At 61.2% G+C, this 14,060-nt stretch carries 10 protein-coding genes; 4 read left to right on the top strand and 6 right to left on the bottom strand.

Annotated features, from left to right (window positions below; all coding sequences use genetic code 11):
• Positions 1 to 116: 116 nt before the first annotated feature.
• From LRP30_RS41735 to LRP30_RS41725, 3 genes are all read left to right on the top strand, one after another.
• Entirely contained in the window at positions 117 to 2,984 is a 2,868-nt protein-coding gene (locus LRP30_RS41735; RefSeq protein WP_249758606.1) for a winged helix-turn-helix domain-containing protein, read from the top strand.
• A 118-nt stretch (positions 2,985 to 3,102) separates the two neighbouring features.
• Entirely contained in the window at positions 3,103 to 4,815 is a 1,713-nt protein-coding gene (locus LRP30_RS41730) for a thiamine pyrophosphate-dependent enzyme (protein WP_249758605.1), read from the top strand.
• Between the two features lie 210 nt (positions 4,816 to 5,025).
• Positions 5,026 to 5,502: a hypothetical protein gene (locus tag LRP30_RS41725; RefSeq protein WP_249758604.1), complete on the top strand. Its 477-nt coding sequence runs from the start codon at positions 5,026 to 5,028 to the stop codon at positions 5,500 to 5,502.
• Between the two features lie 742 nt (positions 5,503 to 6,244).
• On the opposite strand, the gene LRP30_RS41720 is transcribed toward LRP30_RS41725, so the two are convergent.
• From LRP30_RS41720 to LRP30_RS41700, 5 genes are all read right to left on the bottom strand, one after another.
• Complete coding sequence (locus LRP30_RS41720; RefSeq protein ID WP_249758603.1) at positions 6,245 to 7,204, bottom strand: hypothetical protein; 960 nt, start codon at positions 7,202 to 7,204, stop codon at positions 6,245 to 6,247.
• Between the two features lie 606 nt (positions 7,205 to 7,810).
• The gene (locus tag LRP30_RS41715; RefSeq protein WP_249758602.1) at positions 7,811 to 9,880 is read right to left on the bottom strand and encodes an EAL domain-containing protein; all 2,070 of its coding nucleotides are present in this window, start codon (positions 9,878 to 9,880) and stop codon (positions 7,811 to 7,813) included.
• Between the two features lie 322 nt (positions 9,881 to 10,202).
• The gene (locus tag LRP30_RS41710) at positions 10,203 to 10,325 is read right to left on the bottom strand and encodes a TetR/AcrR family transcriptional regulator C-terminal domain-containing protein (RefSeq protein ID WP_249758601.1); all 123 of its coding nucleotides are present in this window, start codon (positions 10,323 to 10,325) and stop codon (positions 10,203 to 10,205) included.
• A gap of 320 nt (positions 10,326 to 10,645) precedes the next feature.
• Entirely contained in the window at positions 10,646 to 11,152 is a 507-nt protein-coding gene (locus tag LRP30_RS41705) for a DUF417 family protein (protein WP_249758600.1), read from the bottom strand.
• 47 nt (positions 11,153 to 11,199) lie between these two features.
• Positions 11,200 to 11,736 (bottom strand): carboxymuconolactone decarboxylase family protein, encoded by a 537-nt coding sequence (locus tag LRP30_RS41700; protein ID WP_249758599.1) that lies wholly within the window; start codon positions 11,734 to 11,736, stop codon positions 11,200 to 11,202.
• 156 nt (positions 11,737 to 11,892) lie between these two features.
• Between LRP30_RS41700 and LRP30_RS41695 the strand changes: the two genes are divergently transcribed.
• Positions 11,893 to 12,861, top strand: a complete 969-nt coding sequence (locus LRP30_RS41695; protein ID WP_249761951.1) for an AraC family transcriptional regulator — start codon at positions 11,893 to 11,895, stop codon at positions 12,859 to 12,861.
• Positions 12,862 to 12,941: 80 nt separating this feature from the next.
• On the opposite strand, the gene LRP30_RS41690 is transcribed toward LRP30_RS41695, so the two are convergent.
• Positions 12,942 to 14,039, bottom strand: coding sequence for an alkene reductase (locus LRP30_RS41690; protein ID WP_276017365.1), 1,098 nt, complete (start codon positions 14,037 to 14,039; stop codon positions 12,942 to 12,944).
• Between the last annotated feature and the right edge of the window lie 21 nt (positions 14,040 to 14,060).

Raw genomic sequence — 14,060 nt, 5'->3', positions numbered from 1 at the left:
GATCCCCACGATGCGCGTAGAGCCGAAGCAGGCCGGTGTCTTTCGACAATGCACGCATGGGTTCGCGCCGACAATTGCACGTCCCGGAAAAGCACACTAACACCGTGCCAAGAGCCATGGCCGACGACGATATTCGTGGAAATCTGCAGTTTGGCCCCTTTGAGCTTTCGAGCAGAAAGAGGGTGCTTCGACGCGAGGGTGCGGTCCTGCCCCTTGGCGGGAGGGCCCTCGATATCCTGATCTACCTTGCCGAGCGACCCGGCAAAGTGATCGCAAAGCAGGAGCTGATCGATCACGTCTGGCCGGATGTGACGGTGGAGGACGGGAGCGTCCGGGTCCACGTGGCCGCAATCCGCAAGGCACTCGGCGACGGACAATTTGGCAACCGCTACATCGCGAACGTCAAGGGACGTGGCTACTCGTTCGTCGGCACCGTTGTCCCTCTCGGAGGCGGCACAGAAACCAGGAACGCCAGAACCGGGCATCAGTGCATCCTCCCCGCGCGACCGATCATGATGATTGGGCGCGAGGCGGTTGTCAGAGAGGTTAGCGACAAGCTCAGACATGAGCGGTTCGTGACACTGCTAGGCCCCGGCGGTATCGGCAAGACGAGCATTGCGCTGGCCGTTGGCCGCGCCGCTGCCGAGGGATTTGGCGGCGAGATCTATTTTGTCGACCTGGAAAGCCTGACCGATCCGCGCCAAGTTGCTGCGGCTGTCGCGACATCTCTGGGGCTCGTGCTCAAATCGAAAGATCCCGGCCTGGAGCTGGTCGATCTCGTTCGTTCGCGGAGGCTCCTCGTCGTTCTCGATAGCTGCGAGCATGTGATCGAGGCGGCCGCCTCGCTTGCCGAACAGCTCTACCAGCAAACGGAAGAGATTCATGTTCTGACCACGAGTCGGGAATTGCTGAAAGTCGAGGGTGAACATTGTTACAGGGTTCTGCCCCTCGATTCTCCAGATGGCTCGGAGCAAACGGCAAATGCCCTGCTGCGATATCCGGCAGTACAGTTGTTCGTACGGCGTGTGGCGGCGAGAGCGGGAAGCATCGTTCTCACCGACAAGGAGGCACCGTTTGTCGCGGAGATGTGCCGCAAGCTGGATGGGATACCGTTGGCAATCGAGTTGGCCGCGGGGCAGGTTGCGGTCCTTGGCTTGCAGGCCACGGTTGCCCGCCTGGTGTCCCGGCTGGAATTGCTGAGATTGACCCATCGGACGGCGGTTCCCAGGCATCGTACGCTCAAGGCGACATTGGATTGGAGCTACGACCTGCTGTCCGATGCGGAGAGGATTGTCTTTCGACGCATCGCTCCCTTCGTCGGCCATTTTACCCTCGATGGAGCGCGCTCTCTCGCAGGCGAATTCGGCGCAGGAACCGAGGATATCGTCGATGCCGTCGCCGGCCTGGTCGAGAATTCGTTGATCGCAACGCGGATCGACGAGGCGCAAGCCCACTATCGGTTGCTGGATACGACCCGCGCGTACGCGCTCGAAAAGCTGGAGGAGCACGCCGAAGTCGACGTCGTGCTCCGCCGGCATGCAGAATACGTCGCTGGATATCTCGAATCGCAACGAACAGTGCTGTCGCCCCTGTCGAGGGCCGAAAGCGCTTCGACGCCCTCCGCTCAATTGGGCAACGTCCGTGCGGCGCTGGAATGGAGCTTTGGTCCAAATGGAAACGACGAGATCGCGATGAGGCTCGCGGCCGCATCGACGCAGCTGTTTTTCAGGCTGTCCCTGCTGATCGAATGCCGCATGTGGGCCGAGCGCGCGATTGCACGTCTCGGAGAGCAGAAGAACTCTCGCCGGGAGATGGAGATCTATGCGTCACTGTCGCTGGCCCTGATGCACTCCGAAGGCAGTAGCGAGCTGGTTCGCAAGGCATTTTCGCGAGCGCTGGATGTTGCAGTACTTCAACGAGACACGGCCTACGAACTGCGTCTTCTGAGCGGGCTCTTCATGTATTCGCACTGGATCATGGACATTCACGGGGCGACCGACATCGCCGCGCGAAGCAAGAAGCTGGCATTGAAGACCGGAAATCCGGACGACATGGCGTTGGCCGAAGCAATGCTGGCTGCCTCCGACCATCTGCTCGGAAATCATCTCGCCGCACAACTGCATTGCGAAACCGGCCTTCGCTACCTGGCCTCCGGCCCACGCGCCCGAACCGAAGAGTATCTTTTTCACTATACGAGCTTTCTGCTCGTCGGCATGGCGCGTTCGCTCCTGTACAGGGGCTTGCTCGACCAATCGCTGGACTATGCAAAGCGCGCCAGAGAGGAAGGCATGAAATCGGGCGACCCCGCCACGTTCTGCCGGTCCCTAGCCCTGGTGCTTCCCGTGTTCCTGGCCGCGGCGGACCTGCAGCAATCGGATCAGTATATTGGTGAACTGAGCGAGCTGTCCGATGCGCACGCCCTGATGCCGTATCGCGCCGTCGCGACTGGCCTAAAGGGTCAATGGTTGTTCCTTCAGGGCGACCGCACGGATGCGGTCCGGCTGCTGAAGCGGGCGCTGGAGGAGCTTCATACCCAACGCCACGAGATGCTGAATATGGATTTTACGTGCGATCTGGCTGCAGCTCTTGCGGATCTTGGAGAACACGAGCAGGCGCTGGCGCTCACCCTGAATGCAATCGAGCAACAGCAGCGCGCCGGAAAATTTCTGCATATGCCCGCCTTGTTCAGGATGAAGGGGCTCATCCTGGCCTCCCGGTCGGCGGAGGACTTTTCGGAAGCCGAAGCCAGTCTGCTCTCGGCCATCGGCTGGGCGAAACGCCAGTCCGCCACCCTGTTTGAATTGATGGCTGCGACGGACCTTGCGGAGCTCTTGCAAAAGCGCGAGCGCGTATGGGATGCCTACAAACATCTCGAGGACGCCTTAGACCGAATGCCGGCCAGAATTGTATTTCCCGCGTACGCGCGCGCCCTGCAAATCCTCGACCAGCTCCAATCCGGCACCAAGGCGGCCAGGCTAGGGTGACACCTTCGAACCTGTGCCGTCTCCGCAGTTAGGTGCAAGTCCCCGCACTCGGATACAAGACCGTGGCTGCATGAGATGCACACTGTGGCAGGAACGGTCGCAGCAGGGTCTGAATGCCATGGGTAAGCTGGTTGCGGATATCATTGTCGAGACCTTGCACAGTGCTGGCGTCAAACATTGCTACGGCGTGGTAGGGGATACGCTCAACCTGATCGCTCGATCGCTCGAAAAAAGCCAAATCGAGTGGGTCTCGATGAGACACGAGGAGGCAGGGGCTTTTGCCGCGCAGGCGGAGGCGCAGGTCGCGGATCGCCTGACGGCGGTCGCCGGCAGCTGCGGACCTGGCAGCCTGCATTTCATCAACGGGATCTTCGAGGCCAATCGCAACCGGGCGCCCGTCATCCTGATCGCGAGTCAAATCATTCGCGACGAACTGGGCTTCGAATTCATCCAGGAGGTTGACTTCAAGCAGGTCTACAGGGATTGCAGCGTCTTCTGCGACATGATCCATACGCCCGAGCAGGCGCGTCGCAAGACCGTGATGGCCTGCCAGACCGCTCTGGCGAAACGCGGTGTTGCCGTTCTCATCGTCCCGGCGGATATCTCGGCCTCGGTCGTGGATGATAAAATTCCCTACGCGGTGCATGTCGCCAGGCCGGTCACGCGACCGGACGACGCGGATCTCGCCGAGATGGCGGAAATCCTCAACAAAAGCGAGAACGTCGTGCTGTACGGCGGATCAGGCTGTCAGGGGGCACATCGGGAAATCCTCGCGGTTGCCGACAAACTGAAGGCGCCGATCGCGCATACGTCGCGCGCCAAGGATTTTCTCGAGTTCGACAATCCCTACAACATCGGAATGACCGGAATGCTCGGCAACGAGGCCGGCTACCATGCTCTGCTGGACTGCGACGCGTTGTTGATGCTGGGCGCGGATTTTGCGTGGCGCCAGTTCTATCCCGACAAGGCAAAGATCGTGCAGGTCGATATCGACCCGACCCATCTCGGGCGACGTCATCCGGTCACGAAGGGCGTCGTCGGCGATGTGAAGGCGACGCTGGAAGCCCTGCTGCCGAAGTTGGTAGACCGCACCGACGCCTCGTTCCGAACCGCCTATTTGAAACGCTATGCGAAATACCGCGAGGACGAACGGGCCAAGGTTGCGGCCGGTCATGACGGCAGCATTCCCGGAACCCATCTGACACAGCTGATCAGCCGGCATGCGGCCAAGGATGCGTTGTTCACGGCCGACGATGGGACCCCTGCTGCCTGGGCCTATCGGCATATCGAGGCAAACGGTCAGCGCCGCATGTTCGCGAGTCTGCTCCACGGAACGATGGCCAATGGTATGCCGTCAGCCATTGGGCTCCAGAAGGCAGAACCCGGCCGCCAAGTCGTATGCATGGCGGGTGACGGTGGAATTTCGATGCTGTTCGGGGACCTGATGACGATCGTCGCACAGGAGCTGCCGATCAAGATTGCTGTCTATGACAACGGCAAGCTGGGCTTTGTGGAGATCGAGCAAAAGGCCGAGGGAATGCTCGACACCTTCACGAAGTTGAAGAACCCGAACTTCGCCGGGGTTGCGCGTGCGCTGGGTCTCTGGGGCCAGACGGTCTCGAATGCGGACCAGCTCGAGACCACGGTCAAGGACTGGCTGGCGCAACCGGGACCGGCGCTGTTGCACGTGCACGTCAACCCGATGCAGCTCGTCATGCCGCCTTTCACGCAGGTCGAGCCGGCGATCGGGATGGCGCTTTATTCGGCTCGGGCCATCTTACATGGCCGTGGCGGCGATGTCTGGGAGATGGTGAAGGAGAATTTCATCTAGCCGGGTTGGCGCCTTCCTCGGGGATGGCGCGAGGCGGCAGTGTGGCGCGCTGATCGATTTGCCGCACAGCACGGGTGTAGCCAAAGCATTACTGTCATGGGTCGACCGAGACCGCTCAAATCGCAGGAGCCATCGGCCGTGCCCATGGCAAGATATTTCGCGGTTGTCGGAAGCGCACTCCTTGTCCTTCTGCTGGTCGCCGGCCGGTCTTTGCCGGAGCCCGCAGACGGGTTCACCGATCGGCCGGAGATCGTCGACGGCCCGACCATCCGGATCGAATCGGCGCGCAAATGGCCGGACAAAATCGTTCTGGATACCAACCAGCCGACATTCTCGTCGCCATTCATTGAGATGCAGCAGACCGAGGAGCCGGTCGAGCGGCTGCCTGATGAAACGGCGGGTCAAACAAACGTTGACGTCGCGGCCAGCTCTATGGCCAGGCCGGAGCCTGAAGCTCGTCCGATCGTTGCGCATCATTCGTCGGAGCGAGCCAGGCGCAAGAGGACCAGGGCAATTCCATCGCCCCATGTGGCAAGAGCCCGTAGTCCCAATCAGCTACAGGGACTGAGCCAGCAGTGCTGCTGGTTCGAGCCGGTGGATGAGCGGCTGGCATCAAGAGCCGCATCGCACAGGCGCGTCGCGCGCCGTGATTCATGGACAGGCTGGCATTTCCCGGACGCCAACTGAACCGGGCCGAGTGGCGGTCGGAATCGAACTTGTGGATAGCGTGCCGCCGGCGACTTATGCTGGTGTGCGGTCCTCAAGCCGCAGCGCATCTCCCTCATCAAGTAAAGACGCGACGGCCAGCGATGCGCGGCGCTCGCCGACGTTCTCCTGCACCGTCCGAACCAGCAGCGCGTGCGACGCCTCGTTTTCCTATGTCGCGGTCAAGGCGCGTCGCTGGACACACTTCCGGACCGATGGCTCGGAGCCTTTCCGCGTGGGGCAACCTTGGCGCGCGTGGAGGATTGGCGACGCGCGATTTCCGTCGCGCCGGCGGAGCGAGCAACGTCATCAAGGACGCGCGTTCGCCGCTCGGTCTGTGTGCTTGCTCCGGGAATCGCGATGAGGCGCACTAAGCACCGTTCCGAAGGATTCGTTAAGAGCCGAATTAATGCTTACTGCTTGCAGAAGGTACAATTTTGCGGTACACGTCCCAGTAGGCGGCCGTCCGGAAGGCGCTGATTTTTCAGCGGTTTTAAGCCCTGCGGCGCGGGTGGCGGAGAATCCCACTCTCTCCGCCACCGTCGAACGGCGTCGGAAAAGTCCTTCAAATTCAAGCGGTTCGAGAGCGGCCGCTTTTCGACAGTGTAGCACCTCGGTGTAGCACTCGCCACGGTTAACAAGTGGTTAATGCTGACCACACGGCCGCTACCGGAGTCACGTTACAGGAGCTTTGACGCCGCCGTCAAAGCGGGGTCATGACATCTTACGTGGTGCGGATGTCGAGCTTCTCGGCGTCGATGACATGACGGTACATCTCGGCGTGTACTGCCGCTTCCTTCGCGAAGCGTCGCGTCGGTAGGGAGCAGGCCGGGAGGGCGGGATCGTTTCCCGATTGCGCGTTGACGCGGGCGGTGAAGCGCTTGCACTCGTCTTCGCTGTCGAAGACGATGATCTTCGCCTCGCGATCGAATTCGAAGAAACCTTCGCCAAGGCGACAACACGGCCTCCCGAAAGCATCGACGGCGACCCATCCCTCGGGATGGGTTTTGGCGATTTCGACCGCCATGCCGCCGATCTGCAAAATCTGTGCGGCGAGTTGCTTCCTGTAGCTGCTCGGTCCACCGTCACGACGATATTCGACCCCGCCCACCGCCGCGCGTCCCGTCAGGTCGAAGAGCAGAAGCGTCTCTCCAGCCGCCTTATGGTCTTCACGGCAGTGTTCGAGAGCGATCCGAGTGAACTCGGTCAACGACATGATCGGCCCGTTCGCCGAATTGGTCGTCGCGATCTTGGTCTCGTTGGCAGTCGATCCCGACGGGATGGCGCCCATCGTGGCCGGCGGACTCGCACCTCTGACAGTGGCGGCGGTACCGTCGAGATCGCGGCGGAGTTGCTCGGCGAAATTGGCCAGCGCCGACGGCATGAGGGTCATGCCGCCGCGCGTCGTGCGGCGGGCGCGTTCGGTAGACGGCGAGGCGACCGCTGAATAGGAGTTTCGCCGACTGTCCGAGAAGTGAAGCAGTGTCACCGCATCGTCGCCGGGCGCATCGGCGATCTTGCTGATGAAGGCCATTTGGTAAAGCCCTTCGAGGAAGGCGCCATCCGGCGCCGCGAAGTATTGCTCGAACGTCGTTGCCAGGTCGGCGATGAGGTCCGTGGCCGCGGCAATGGGGATCTCGCGCTCCACCTCGTCGCTCGTATCGATCATCTCGCGCAGCTTCATCGCGGCTAGGCGCATCATCTCCGCCACGTCATCCGGCGTCTTCATCACCTGCCCCCGTGGATCATTCCACGGCGAGCCTTCAGTGATTCGTTCCCGCTTCATTCACTCTCTCCTCAGCTATCCGAGGAGGGGCAATTCCTCGTGACGCTGAGGGGGCAGTTTTCCATGGCGCGCGACAGTGTCGGCAAAGGCGAGTGCATACCGATGTTGCCGGCCTTGGGAGCGAGATGCGCGTAGGCGCGCCGCAGCAAAGCAGCGGTCTCGTTGCAGCGCATAACGTGGATCGGCCGGCAGTCCCGGAGCGCGTCGCATCTCTACAAAAACAGAGGCTCCAGCGGCCATTGGGAAAATTTACACGCCACTACTTAGGCGGCCATGGCCAGACCACGTCTCAAGGGAAGGCCAACCTTCGGAACCACTACCGCCTTCGGATGAGGAATTTGAGGTTTAGGATGACCGGATCGTCACGCCTCCGGACGGAAAATTCAGGCTCATCGATCGGCGCGCCAAGGATTTTCTCGTCACGGAGTTTCCGGATGATCGGCGCAAAACGGCTGGTCAGTGTCGCGGAGCGATTGAAGCGCCATGCGAACGCAAGTCGGACCGTCACTTCCTTCCCACCAATTTTCGATGGTTCAGAACCTCCGATCCTATGTAACGTTCAAATGCGTCGGCCGGAAGAGGCCGTGAGAACAAGAACCCTTGCAATTCCGCGCAACCTTCCGCGCCTAGTAAATCCGCTTGAGCCGCAGTTTCAACGCCTTCGGCGGTGACATCGAGTCCCAGGTTACGGCCCATCATAATGATTGAGCGAACAATGGCCGTATCTTCCAACGGAGATTGCGCATCGATCTTCTGGATGAAGCTCCGGTCGATCTTTATTCGCGTGAGTGGATACCGTGTCAAACAGCTCAGTGAGGCATAGCCGGTGCCGAAATCGTCAAAGGCAATTGCGACGCCTCGCGCTCGCAACGCTTTGAGGGACGGTAGTGTTTCCTCCTCTCGACCGAGGGCAATGTTCTCGGTGATTTCCAATTCAAGCGCTTCGGCGGGTAACCCGCTTTCGGCTAGGGCTTGCTCAACGTCCTGCAGCAGCGAGCCATTGCGGAATTGGGCTGGAAAGAGATTCACCCCCATGCGGATGGGGGGCAGACCTTTTGCGCGCCAGAGGGCCGCCGTCTTGCACGCCGTGGCCAATATCCATCGGCCTGTTTCAACCGCAACGGCGCTATTGCAGAGTGCGTCGATGAATGCCGCCGGCGCCAAAATGCCTTGCTCCGGGTGCTGCCACCGAAGCAAGGCTTCCGCTCCAGTGATGACGCCGTCACTCGATCTCACCTGAGGCTGAAAGTATAAGACGAACTCTTGATTCGAGTAAGCCCGACGCAGCTCGACATCAAGCTTGCGTCGATGCTGCGCCCCTGCACGTAGAGTGGGAACGTACAACTGACATGAACCACCGCCGGAAGCTTTGGCTTGATAAAGCGCGAGATCTGCATTTGCCAGCAGATCATCGGCGTTCAGCCCGTGCACTGGCGCAATCGCAAGACCGACACTCGCCGCGACGAACACCTGATGGCCATCAACGTGAATTTGTGCAGTCAGGCGCTTCATGACCGTCTCCATGATCTCGGTCGCAACTAACGGATCACCGCAATTGTCGATAAGAAGCACGAATTCGTCTCCACCCAACCTGTAGACCCGTATTGCATCCGATGCGGATGTCAGCCGCTCCGAGATTTCCTGCAACAGACGATCGCCAACCGCGTGGCCCAGCGTGTCATTGACGTCTTTGAACCCGTCAAGATCGAGGACAGCGACGGTTAGCGGGGGAGGTAGATTGCCCCCGTTCAATGCCTTCTCGATATCGCCGCGCAAACTGAAACGATTGGGAAGGCCCGTCAGCTGATCGAAATGGGCTAAATGACGGAGCCGTGTCTCCACCCCTTTGGCTTCCGTCATGTCGCGCCCGAAGAAGAAGTATTTCTGCTCGGGCTCGGACCATACGCCCGACCACGCCAACGGTACTGTTCGGCCGCTCTTGTGGAGGTATCTGGCTTCGAAGTTGCGAACATGTTCACCGGCGCGGGCGAGCAGCATTTCGCGCCGGGTGCTTTCGATGTCGTCGGGATGAACAAAGTCCCTGCCGTTTCGTCCGATCATTTCCTCGGGGCGATAGCCAATCGTTGCGAGTGAGCTAGGACTTATCCGCAGATACTGACCTGCCCCATCCAACACGACAATCAAATCCAATGATGTCTCGAACAGGCGCCGCCGCTCCTCTGTCTCATGGTTCAACGCCTGCGTCTTTACCTGAATGTCGGCATTCGCTTCAGCGCGCTCTCTGGAGGCATTAGGAAGCCAACGGAAGACAAGAAGGCCGAGCACTGCCGAGGCGGCGACGACGTTCATCACTTTTGGCAGGATCAAGTAAAAGGGGTTGCCAAGTGTGGCGAGGATCGAAGCCGGGAATAGCCCGTATTGACTCCCGAAATACAAACCGAAATACAAATTTTCGATGAGATTTCGAACCGTATCAATAACGATGACTGAGAGCAGAAGTCGCGTCGTGCCGAACGTTTGGGGATTTCGAAGAAAAGCGATGCATACCGTGGCAAAGACGGCGACCCACAGAGCAATAATGATCCAGTAGACCAATGCCGCGGCGAGGCTCATGGGCGCTCCTAAACGAACAAGCGCAATGACCTACCAGTCTCACCAATAACGATTCATTGAACGCAACAGAGCTTTAGACAGTGAGCCTAACGGAAAGTAAAAGAGCCGCGTTCGCGCGGGCCCGCGTTCTTTGTTCGGCATCGCGGTCGTTAACCTCGCCGCTCATGCGCAATCAGTGGCCCTAGGCGCAACAGAAGGTCAAGAAACGTCGGAGCCTATGTCGGATTAACAACCCGACGGTACGCATCCGGCGATGTCGACTGGGCGAGTTGAATTTCGCAGTAATGACACCGGGATCAGTCGGCAGGTCGCGAGAGGCGAACTACGACCAATCGATGCGGGCCTTTAGCCCGCGGATCAGCAGGTCGAGTCCCGCTTCGAAGCGATCGTCGAGATCGTTGTCGAACATTCGGTGCAATGCCGCGCGGATGCTTGGGTACTTCATTGCCGCAAGGTTCGCGAACTTCGCTCACCGGTTCGCGAGATCGAGCGGGGACCGGCTTGAGCCGGTCGCGATCCGGGTGCGCACCGTTGGCTGTCGTCGTGCGCTGGATCGTACCGTAGGCGCTCTCGGTCGCTACGATGCGACTCCGTCTTCAACATGTTTGATGAAGCGCCTGCATTCCTCAATGGAATAAACGTCAATTCTGCACGCGAGCTTCAGGCGAGACGCGGAACGGGCGGGGCGGTCTTTCGACTCTCACACGCAACCGCCGGCGAGCTTCACGCTCGCCGGCGACGCATCGCCATTAGCAGGGTGCCACCCTATTGCCGCGTCAGGCGAACCACGTCCTGTCTCAGTAGGTAGAACGAGACGGCGAGCAGGACGACGTCCTTCATCAGGAAGGGCACGTTGCCGGTCATCGCAGGGAAGCCTCCCGCAGCGACGTCCCAGCCTTCCGGCATGAACGGGATGATGGTGACCGTCGCGATGAAGGTGCCCGTCGATCCCAGGGCGCCGAGAACGCCGAGCCGCTTATCCCAGAAGCCTGCCAGCAGCAGGGTTCCGAATGTCCATTCGGAAGCCCCCAGGAAGTAGCTGGCGCCGGCGTGGCCGAAGACTGGATAGAGCCACCAGATCAGTGGCCCGTTGCTGATGAAGGGGACCAGTCGTTCGAACTCATACGGAAACCACTTCTGATAGCCGAAGAAGGCGAACATGATCACCATCGAGGCTCGGACGACGTGGTAGTCGAGGTCCTCCGCCAACAGGCCGGACCTGTGCAGCGCACGGACGATCGGGTTTTGAGAGGTAATGGAAAGCGTAGTCATGGTCGTGATCCTTTCATGTTTGAGATCTGACGGATCGCTCGATCGCTTCACGCGATGGCGGGGAAGTCGATCTCGGTGTCGTTGATGCGGTTGAAGACATTGGTGAAGACGGTGGTCGCGAAGGCCAGGCTGATCTCGACGAGCTGGGCGTCGCTGTAGCCAGCGGCCTTGATCGCCGCGAACTCCTCGTCGCTGACGGTGCCGCTGGACTGCGCGAGTTTGCGGACGAAGCGGGCGAGCGCATCACGCTTGGCGTCGCCTGTGGGCTTGCCTTCGCGGATGTTCTTCAGTTCGTCGGGCTTCAATCCCGCGAGCTTGCCGAGCAGGCTGTGCGCGGCCACACAGTAATCGCAGCCGGCGACACCGCTAATGATCAGCTTGATGGTTTCCTGGTCTCGCTTGCTGAGTGAGCCGGACGCGAGCACCGTATCTGCGGCGAGGACGGACTTGAGCGCAGCGGGGCCATGGGCAGCGATGGCCGCAAAAGTGTTCGGCACGCTGCCGATGGCCTTCTTGATCTGGGCATAGACCTGGCCGGACGGACCGGCGTCGGTTTCGAGGTTCGGAACAGAAAGACGGGACATAGTGGCACTCCTTTGTTGGTGGTGAACGATTGCGGAGTGACAGTAAGATCGTCGAATGAGACTTTGAATGTCGCATATGCTCTAATATATGCTCCAATGTCTCACATTTAATCCATTCAGGAGGTTGCCGTGGACTGGCTGAGCAGGGTGTTCGAGATGATGCCAGTGCGCGGGCGGCTGGATCTTCGCTGCTCCTACGGCGCGCCTTGGCGGATCGATCAGGGGCCGGGCGAGGCGAACGAGATCCCCTATCATGCGGTCGTTGGTGGCTCGGCCGTTTTGGAAGATCCGGCCGGCGGCAAGCCGCTGCGGCTGGAGACTGGAGACATCCTCCTGCTACCGGGCAATCCGCGACACGTCATGCACGACGGGAGCGGGAGCCGGCCGAAGCCGGCGCGCAATCGCCCTGAGCTCAATCTCGTCATCAGCGAGAACGCCGGCAGGGGAGACCGATTGGATCTGCTCTGCGGGCACTTCGCAATCGCGCCCCCGCACGATCGCCTGCTGCGCAGTTATCTGCCGGCCCGGTTGGTCGTGCATGCCCGCGGTCAGGACGTGGGGGAGAACGCCACGCAGCTCGCGGGCCTGGTTGCCCTGTTGCGCGGCGAGTCGGCGGACGATCGCCTCGGCGGTCGCGCGATGCTGAATGCGCTGTCGACCGCGATGTTCGCGCTGGTGCTGCGGCTCGCCAGCGAGACCGAAGATGCGCCGCGCGGTCTTCTGGCGCTGGCCGGGCATCCGCGCCTGGCGCCTGCGGTGGCCGCAATGTTCAACGAGCCAGCGCGCGCATGGTCGCTGCCCGACCTGGCGCGCCTGTGCAATATCTCGCGTGCCACGCTCGCCCGCCAATTCCAGGAGAGGCTGGGGCGATCGGCCTCCGATCTTCTGGCTGACATCCGGATGACGCTCGCGGCGAACGAGCTGAGGAACTCGTCTCTTTCGACGGGTGCCGTAGCGGAGGCGGTGGGGTACCAATCAGAAGCCGCCTTCCAACGCGCCTTCAAGAGTCACATGGGCGCTACGCCGGCGCAATGGCGCAAGATGCTGGAACCGTCGGGCCGGGACATATTCGCAAAGCCCGCGGCGCATGCGGACGCTGATTCCGCGAAGGTCGCTGCGAGCTGATGCGCCCACGAACGAGGGCCAGCGAGGGGCGCGACGTGCCCTCGCTGGCCCTGTTACGCGGATGATGAAGCGAGCTGCGTTCAGGCCGCCGCCTTCGCGGTCGGGTAGTCCGTGTAGCCGCGCGCGTCGCCGCCATAGAAGGTCGAGCGATCGTAGTGGGCGAGAGGCAAGCTCTGCCGGATCCGCTCCGGCAGATCCGGGTTCGAGATGAAGTGGCGCCCGAACGCGACCAGATCGGCGTCGCCGAAGGTCACGATGGCTTCCGCCGAAGCCGGAGTGAAGCCGCCGGCCGCGATCAAAGTCCGCGAGAACTTCGGCCGCAGATGCTGAGACGCGATCGGCGCTCGGCCAAGCGAGATCTCCTCGGTGCCCTTGATGCGCGGCTCGACCACGTGAAGATAGGCGATACCCAGGCGGTCAAGCTCCTTCGTCACGTAGCCAAAGGTCGCCGCCGGATCGCTATCCGACATGGATCCGTAAGTGCCGCTCGGCGCGATGCGGACGCCGACGCGATCGGCTCCCCAGACCGAGATAGCGGCCTTGGTCACCTCCAGCATGAAGCGGGCGCGGTTTTCGATCGGGCCGCCGTACTCGTCAGTCCTCTTGTTCGTTCCGTCTTGCAGGAACTGGTCGGGCAGGTAGCCGTTGGCCCCATGGATTTCGACGCCGTCGAAACCCGCCCGCAGCGACCGCTCGGCGCCCAGCCGAAACTCTTCGATGATGCCAGCGATCTCATGCAATGCGAGAGCGCGCGGCATCGAGAACGGGACCTCGCCGCGCTTGGAGTATGCGTAGCCTTCGGCCGCGATGGCGGAGGGCGCAACCGGCGCGTCTCCATTCGGCTGCAGGTCGACATGCGATTGCCGGCCAACGTGCCACAACTGCTGGAAGATGCGGCCGCCCTTGGCGTGGACCGTGTCTGTGACGCGCTGCCATCCTGCGATCTGGGTGTCCGAGTAGATGCCGGGAGCGCCGGCATAACCGTTGCCGCGGATCGAGACCGGCGACGCTTCGGAGATGATCAGGCCGCCCCTCGTGGCGCGCTGCTTGTAGTATTCGACCATCAGCTCGCTCGGGATGTCGCCGGGATTGGAGCGCATCCGCGTCAGTGGCGCCATGGCGACGCGATGGGATAGACGGTAGGGGCCGATCAGGGTCGGCGTGAACAGCTTGGACATGGGTATATTCCTTTGAGTTGA

Origin of the sequence: Bradyrhizobium sp. C-145 (genome assembly GCF_023375135.1) — a bacterium.
GTDB lineage: Bacteria > Pseudomonadota > Alphaproteobacteria > Rhizobiales > Xanthobacteraceae > Bradyrhizobium > Bradyrhizobium zhanjiangense.
This window is presented reverse-complemented; position numbering and strand designations above follow the sequence as displayed.

Coding starts and splice junctions, on each gene's coding strand:
- LRP30_RS41735 (WP_249758606.1), top strand. CDS start 117: ATGGCCGACGACGATATTCGTGGAAATCTGCAGTTTGGCCCCTTTGAG.
- LRP30_RS41730 (WP_249758605.1), top strand. CDS start 3,103: ATGGGTAAGCTGGTTGCGGATATCATTGTCGAGACCTTGCACAGTGCT.
- LRP30_RS41720 (WP_249758603.1), bottom strand. CDS start 7,204: ATGAAGCTGCGCGAGATGATCGATACGAGCGACGAGGTGGAGCGCGAG.
- LRP30_RS41715 (WP_249758602.1), bottom strand. CDS start 9,880: ATGAGCCTCGCCGCGGCATTGGTCTACTGGATCATTATTGCTCTGTGG.
- LRP30_RS41710 (WP_249758601.1), bottom strand. CDS start 10,325: ATGAAGTACCCAAGCATCCGCGCGGCATTGCACCGAATGTTCGACAAC.
- LRP30_RS41705 (WP_249758600.1), bottom strand. CDS start 11,152: ATGACTACGCTTTCCATTACCTCTCAAAACCCGATCGTCCGTGCGCTG.
- LRP30_RS41700 (WP_249758599.1), bottom strand. CDS start 11,736: ATGTCCCGTCTTTCTGTTCCGAACCTCGAAACCGACGCCGGTCCGTCC.
- LRP30_RS41695 (WP_249761951.1), top strand. CDS start 11,893: ATGATGCCAGTGCGCGGGCGGCTGGATCTTCGCTGCTCCTACGGCGCG.
- LRP30_RS41690 (WP_276017365.1), bottom strand. CDS start 14,039: ATGTCCAAGCTGTTCACGCCGACCCTGATCGGCCCCTACCGTCTATCC.